Origin of the sequence: Streptomyces sp. NPDC127114 (assembly GCF_042677525.1) — a bacterium.
Classification (GTDB): Bacteria; Actinomycetota; Actinomycetes; order Streptomycetales; family Streptomycetaceae; genus Streptomyces.
In genome coordinates this window covers 46,504-53,431 of record NZ_JBHXTJ010000010.1, presented here as the reverse complement: position 1 = coordinate 53,431, position 6,928 = coordinate 46,504, and the positions used below count along the sequence as shown (strand labels likewise).

The window sequence follows — 6,928 nt, the reverse complement described above, 5'->3', positions numbered from 1 at the left end:
GGCCGTGACCGGTGCCGGGGGCCGCGGGCTTCTCCGCCGGCGTCCGCGGTCCGCTCGCCTCCTGCTCGGACGCGGTGTCGGTGCCGTCCTTCATCGTGCCCCCTCGTGCTCGTCCGTCCCGCCCGACATCAGCCAGGCGTACTCGGCGCTGGTGCGCAGCAGTTCGTGATGGGTGCCCACCGCCGTGACGCGGCCGCCGGAGAGCAGCGCCACCCGGTCGGCCAGCAGCACCGTCGACGGCCGGTGGGCCACCACCAGGGCCGTCGTGTCGCGGAGCACCTCCCGCAGCGCCGCCTCGACGCGGGCCTCGGTGTGGACGTCCAGGGCGGACAGCGGGTCGTCCAGGACCAGGAAGCGCGGGCGGCCGACGACCGCGCGGGCCAGGGCGAGCCGCTGGCGCTGGCCGCCCGACAGGCTCAGGCCCTGCTCCCCGACCTCGGTGTCGGTGCCGTCGGGCAGCCGGTCCACGAAGCCGTCCGCCTGGGCGACGGCGAGCGCGCGCCGCAGCTCCGGTTCGCCGGCGTCGGGCCCGGCGCCCATCAGGACGTTCGCGCCGACGCTCGCCGAGAAGAGGGTCGGCTCCTCGAAGGCCATGGACACGAGGGACCTCAGCCGGTCCCGCGCCATCAGGGTGATGTCCTCGCCGTCGAGGAGGATCCGTCCGCCGGTCGCCTCGTGCAGCCGCGGTACGAGCGCGGTGAGCGTGGTCTTGCCGGAACCCGTCCCGCCGACCAGGGCCATGGTCTCGCCGGGGCGGATGTGCAGGTCGACGCCGTCGAGCACGGGCGGCGCGTCCGCCGGAGCGTCCGGGTAGCGGAAGGTGACGTTCTCGAACCGCACGCCGTCCGCCGTGCCGGACGCCCCCGGGCTGCCGGACGCGGCCGCCCCGGTCGTCTCCGACTCCTCCGCGGCGTCCATCACCTCGAAGTAGCGTTCCGTCGCCGTCGCCGCCTCCTGGCTCATCGCCAGCAGGAAGCCGATCGACTCCACCGGCCAGCGCAGCGCGAGCGCCGTCGACAGGAAGGCCACCAGCGTGCCCGCCGACAGCTCGCCCTCGGCGACCTGCACGGTGCCGAGCACCAGGGCCGCTCCCACCGCCAGCTCCGGCAGGAAGGTGATGAACGCCCAGATCCCGGCGAGGAGCCGGGCCTTGACCAGTTCCGTGCCGCGCAGCCGCTCCGCCAGGGTCCGGAACGCCTCCGCCTGGCTGCGGTGCCGGCCGAAGCCCTTGACGATGCGGATGCCCAGCACGCTCTCCTCGACGACCGTCGTCAGATCGCCCACCTGGTCCTGCGCTCGCCGCGCCACCACCGAATACCGCTGCTCGAAGACGGAGGAGAGGATCACCATCGGCACGACCGGGGTCAGCAGCACCAGGCCGAGTGTCCAGTCCTGGGCGAACAGCACGCCGTACCCGGCCAGGATCGTCACGCCGTTGACCAGCAGGAAGGTCAGCGGGAAGGCCAGGAACATCCGGACCATCATCAGGTCCGTCGTGGCGCGCGAGAGCAGCTGTCCCGACGCCCACCTGTCGTGGAAGGAGATCGGCAGCCGCTGGAGCCGCCGGTAGAGGGCGGCCCGCATCCCGGCCTCGACCCCGGCCAGCGGGCGGGCCACCAGCCAGCGCCGGAAGCCGAAGAGGACGGCCTCGGCGATCCCGAGGAGCAGCAGGTACAGCGCGCCGAGCCACACCCCGGTCCCGTCGCCGTCCCTGACCGGCCCGTCCACCAGCCACTTCAGGACGAGCGGGATGACGAGCGACAGACAGGACGCGACGATCGCGACGAACGCGGCGGTGAGGAGGCGGACGCGTACGGGCCGTACGTACGGCCACAGGCGTAGCAGCGAGCGCACGGCGGAGTGCTCGGGGACGGCCTCCGCCGGCTGCTTTTCCTTGGGGGGTGCATGTTTTTCGGGCATCAGGTCCGAGCGTAGGGTTCACCCCTGACATCGCTCATGTGGTTTTCCGGCCACGGGAACATCGTCAGGAGTACGAGGGTGGGGAACACCAACGACCACGGGACCGGGCGCCGCGCCGCCGCGGCCCTGCTGCCGCTGCTGCTCGCGGCGCTCACGGCCTGCCAGTCCGCCGGCGGGCAGGAGCCCGGGGCAGAGGCGAAGGGCACGCCGTCCCCGACGCCCGTGTTCGACGTACGGCTCGACGACCAGCTCTCGGCCGCCACCCGGGCCACCCAGGCCGCCGGCACCGCCCGCTTCACCTCGACGCTCAGCTACGGCTCCGCCAAGGGCACCGCCGTGGACCGCGCGAGCGGAGACCAGGACTACGCCCGTGACCTCGCCCGGGCCGGTCGCGAGCTGACGGTCCCGCGCCGCTTCCCCGCCGACGCCGCGGCCGACCTCGGCCGCCGGCCGGGCGAGAGGCCCGTGACCGAGTCGTACGTGGTCGAGGGCAACCAGGTCGACTACCGGACCCGGCAGGGCGGCTGGCTCCGCTACTCCTCGCAGGCCTCCATGGACGTCGTCGACCTCTTCGACGGCATCCTCCAGCGGGCGGGCGACGCCGCCCCGTACGGGGGCACCCTCGCCGAGGTGGTCCGGAACGCCGACGCGACGAAGCAGCCGGTCAAGGCCGCCGACGGCAGCCGTACGTACGAGCTGACCGTCACGCCCCAGATCGCCGCGCCCGCGCTCCCGGAGTCCCTCCAGGGCCCGCTGAAGTACGACAAGGGCAGCTCGCGGATCGCCCTGACCGTGGTCCTCGACGACAAGGGCCGGCTCCGCCGGGCGAGCGCCGACTACACGCCCGCGCTCGAGCGGATGCACGAGGAGGGCCTCCTCAAGGGCGTGACCTCCCTCAAGGCGGAGTACTCCCTCACCGGCCTCGGCAGCACCAGGCCGCCCGGCCCGGCGGACGAGGGCGCGAAGGTCGAGGACGCCGAGAAGGCCCTCACCCCGCTGACCGAGGTGGAGCCCGGCGCGTGCGGCTCGGCCGACACCGGCCTCGGCGGCAGCCTGCTCCTGGTCCGGGTCGTGCCCTGCGGGACCAAGGCCGACCTGCGGGTCTTCGGCCAGGTGAAGGTGAACGAGACGGTCCAGGGCGACCCGGACGGCGTCGCCCAGCGCAAGGCCGGGGACCGCTGCGGCGCGAAGTTCGGCTCCGCGCCGCGCGCCTGGGTCGCCGACGCCCGGCCCGAGGACACCTACTTCACCTACGGTGCCGGCGCCACCAGCTTCGCGTACACCGGTCCTGACGTCGACGTCGAGGGCGACTACACCTGCTACGTCGTGACGTCCGGCCGGCTCTGACCGTCCACCACCCGCAGGAGCAGCACCGACCGCCCCGCCACCGTGACCGTCCCGCCGCCCCGGTGCACCGTGCCCGGGGCGGCGGACTGCTCCTCCACGGCGGTGTCGACGACCCGTTCGTACGCCTCCGCCCAGGGCGGGCCCGGCAGCCGGTACTCCACCGGCCGGTGGTCCGCGTGCAGGATCGCGAGGAAGCTGTCGTCGACGACCTGCTCGCCGCGGGCGTCCCGGCCCGGTATGTCACGGCCCGACAGGTACAGACCGAGCGTGGCGGCGGGCGCGTACCAGTCGGCCTCCGTCATCTCGGTGCCCTCGGCGGTGAACCAGGCGAGGTCCCGCAGCCCGTCGGCGCCCTGCGGCCGGCCCGAGAAGAAGGCGCGGCGGCGCAGCACCGGGTGACGGTGGCGCAGGTCGAGCAGCCGGCGGGTGAGGGCGAGGAGCTGGGCGCGGCCCGGGTCCTCGGGGAGGGTCCAGTCGAGCCAGCCGATCTCGTTGTCCTGGCAGTAGGCGTTGTTGTTGCCGCCCTGGGTGCGGCCCATCTCGTCGCCCGCGACGAGCATCGGCACGCCGGTGGACAGCAGCAGGGTGGTCATCAGGTTGCGCAGCTGGCGGCGGCGCAGGGCGTTGACCGCCGGGTCGTCCGTCTCGCCCTCGGCGCCGCAGTTCCAGGAGCGGTTGTCGTGCGTGCCGTCCCGGTTGCCCTCCCCGTTGGCCTCGTTGTGCTTGCGCTCGTACGACACCAGGTCCCGGAGCGTGAAGCCGTCGTGGGCGGTGACGAAGTTGACGGAGGCGTACGGGCGGCGCCCGCCCCAGGCGTACAGGTCGCTGGAGCCGGACAGCCGGTAGCCCAGGTCGCGCACGTCCGGCAGCGCGCCGCGCCAGAAGTCCCGCACGGCGTCGCGGTAGCGGTCGTTCCACTCGGTCCACAGCGGCGGGAAGGCGCCCACCTGGTAGCCGCCGTTGCCGACGTCCCACGGCTCGGCGATCAGCTTCACGCGGCGCAGCACCGGGTCCTGGGCGATGACCGCGAGGAACGGGGACAGCATGTCGACGTCGTGGAAGGAGCGGGCGAGGGCCGCCGCCAGGTCGAAGCGGAAGCCGTCCACGCCCATCTCGGTCACCCAGTAGCGCAGGCTGTCGGTGATGAGCCGGAGCACCTGCGGCTGCACCACGTGCAGGGTGTTGCCGCAGCCCGTGTAGTCGGCGTACCTGCGGGCGTCGGACTGGAGGCGGTAGTAGCCGCGGTTGTCGATGCCCTTCAGGGACAGCGTCGGGCCCAGCTCGCCCGCCTCCGCCGTGTGGTTGTAGACGACGTCGAGGATCACCTCGATGCCGGCCGCGTGCAGCGCCCGCACCATCCGCTTGAACTCGCCGACCTGCTGCCCGGCCGTGCCGCTCGAGGAGTACCCGGCGTGCGGGGCGAAGTAGCCGATGGAGTTGTAGCCCCAGTAGTTGGTGAGGCCGCGCCGCAGCAGGTGGTCCTCGTGCGCGAACTGGTGCACCGGCAGCAGTTCGACGGCCGTCACCCCGAGCCGCACCAGGTGCTCGACCGCGGCGGGGTGCGCGAGCCCCGCGTACGTGCCGCGCAGGTGTTCGGGGATGCCCGGGTGCCGCGCGGTGAAGCCCTTGACGTGCAGCTCGTAGATGACCGAGTCGGGCCAGGGCGTCTTGGGCCTGCGGTCGTCGGACCAGTCGTCGTCGTCCTGGACGACGACGCCCTTGGGGACGTACGGGGCGGAGTCCCGCTCGTCGCGGACGGTGTCGGCGACGTGCTGCTGCGGCCAGTCCCGCACGTGCCCGTACACCTCGGGCGGCAGCCCGGAGCGGGCGAAGTCCCCGTCGACCGCCCGCGCGTACGGGTCGAGCAGCAGCTTCGCCGGGTTCCAGCGGGCCCCGGTCCACGGGTCCCAGCGGCCGTGCACCCGGTAGCCGTAGCGCTGTCCCGGCCCGACGCCCGGCACGAAGCCGTGCCAGATCTCATGGGTGAGCTCCGTCAGCTCCACACGGGTCTCGCGGCCCGCGCCGTCGAACAGACACAGCTCCACCGCCTCCGCCCCGCCCGCCCACAGCGCGAAGTTGGTGCCCGCGACCCCGTCGGGCCCGACCCGGCAGCGGGCGCCCAGCGGTGTCGGCGCGCCCGGCCACACCACCGGCCGGTCCGGCCGCGCCGCCGGCGCGGCGGGCCCCGCCACCGGTGGCGCGTCCGGGCGTCCCGCCGGGCCCGGCGCCCTCAGGGCCCGGGCATGCTCGTGTACCGCCTCCTGCTCGGCTGCGCTCGACACCGTCCGGCCTCCCGCGGCTCGCCCCGCTCGGACCCGCGGCGTCCCGGCCGCGGCCCCGCACGTGGTCCTCCCACCTGTTCTGCCCGCGCGGCCGTGCTCCCAACATGCCCCGCACGCACGTTTCCCCTGGAGGGGGGCCGTCGTTGGGCCGGGAGTGAGACATGTACTGAAGCGGGCCGGGCACGCGCTCGCGGTCGCGGGCCTCCTCGTGGGCCTCGCCGGCTGCACCGGAGCGGACGGCGGCGGGGGCGTCGACCTCACCCTGCCGGGCAAGGCACGGGCACCCGGCGACGTGATCCGGGTCAGCCCGGAGGACGGCGCCCGAGGGGTGCCGGCCGACGAGCCCCTGGAGGTGAGGGTCGACAGCGGGCGCCTGGAACGGGTGACGGTCGTCCAGGTGGAGGACGCGCAGCGGACGGCGGTGGCGGGTGAGATCTCCGCGGACGGACTGCGCTGGCGGCCCCGCCCGGACACCCGGCTCACGCTCGCCGCCAAGTACAGCGTGGACGCGGTGGCACTGGACGGGCACGGCCGCCGCTCGGCCCGGCACACCACCTTCACCACCGTGGTCCCCGAGCACCGGTTCATCGGCTACTTCAAGCCGGAGAACCGGTCCACGGTCGGCACCGGGATGATCGTCTCCTTCTCCTTCAACCGGGAGATCGAGAACCGCGCGGAGGTCGAGCGGGCCGTCCGCATCACCTCCGACCCGCCGGTGGAGGTCGTCGGCCACTGGTTCGGCAAGGACCGCCTCGACTTCCGGCCGAAGGAGTACTGGGCCCCGGGCACCAAGGTGACCGTCGACCTGGCGCTGCGCGACGTGGAGGGCGCACCCGGCGTCTACGGCATCCAGCGCAAGACGGTCGGCTTCACCGTCGGCCGCTCGCAGGTCTCCCTGGTCGACGCCGAGAAGCACACCATGGAGATCCGCCGGGACGGCGAGGTGCTCACCACCCTGCCCATCACGGCCGGGGCGCCGAAGACCACCACGTACAACGGCAAGATGGTGGTCACGGAGCTGTTCGACGTGACGCGGATGGACGGGCGGACGGTCGGCTTCGGCGGCGAGTACGACATCAAGGACGTGCCGCACGCGATGCGCCTCACCGACTCGGGGACCTTCCTGCACGGCAACTACTGGGCGTCCGCCTCGACGTTCGGCTCGGCCAACGTGAGCCACGGCTGCGTCGGCCTGCGGGACGTGAAGGGCGGCGGTTCGGACACCCCGGCCGGCTGGTTCTTCGACCGGACGCTCGTCGGCGACGTGGTCGAGGTGGTCAACTCGCGCGACAAGCAGGTGGCTCCGGACAACGGCCTGGGCGGCTGGAACATGGACTGGATCCGCTGGAAGGCCGGCTCGGCGCTGCGCTGAGACACCC

General features: G+C 73.7%; 4 protein-coding genes. 2 read left to right on the top strand and 2 right to left on the bottom strand.

What is annotated here, in order from left to right; translation table 11 throughout:
- Nucleotides 1-90: 90 nt before the first annotated feature.
- Nucleotides 91-1,920: an ABC transporter ATP-binding protein gene (locus tag ACFVGS_RS13190; protein ID WP_385692520.1), complete on the bottom strand. Its 1,830-nt coding sequence runs from the start codon at nucleotides 1,918-1,920 to the stop codon at nucleotides 91-93.
- A gap of 78 nt (nucleotides 1,921-1,998) precedes the next feature.
- Between ACFVGS_RS13190 and ACFVGS_RS13185 the strand changes: the two genes are divergently transcribed.
- Entirely contained in the window at nucleotides 1,999-3,267 is a 1,269-nt protein-coding gene (locus tag ACFVGS_RS13185) for a hypothetical protein (RefSeq protein ID WP_385692519.1), read from the top strand.
- Here ACFVGS_RS13185 and glgX read toward each other — a convergent pair.
- Complete coding sequence (gene glgX / locus ACFVGS_RS13180; protein WP_385692518.1) at nucleotides 3,240-5,549, bottom strand: glycogen debranching protein GlgX; 2,310 nt, start codon at nucleotides 5,547-5,549, stop codon at nucleotides 3,240-3,242. The two genes, ACFVGS_RS13185 and glgX, sit on opposite strands and share 28 nt — an antisense overlap.
- A gap of 154 nt (nucleotides 5,550-5,703) precedes the next feature.
- Here glgX and ACFVGS_RS13175 point away from each other — a divergent pair, with 154 nt between their 5' ends.
- On the top strand, nucleotides 5,704-6,921 hold the full coding sequence (locus ACFVGS_RS13175; protein WP_384413426.1) for an Ig-like domain-containing protein: 1,218 nt from the start codon (nucleotides 5,704-5,706) through the stop codon (nucleotides 6,919-6,921).
- Nucleotides 6,922-6,928 lie beyond the last annotated feature (7 nt).

What these genes read in the sequence shown, in the direction of transcription:
- ACFVGS_RS13190 (WP_385692520.1), bottom strand. Translation starts at nt 1,920, where the DNA reads ATGCCCGAAAAACATGCACCCCCCAAGGAAAAGCAGCCGGCGGAGGCC.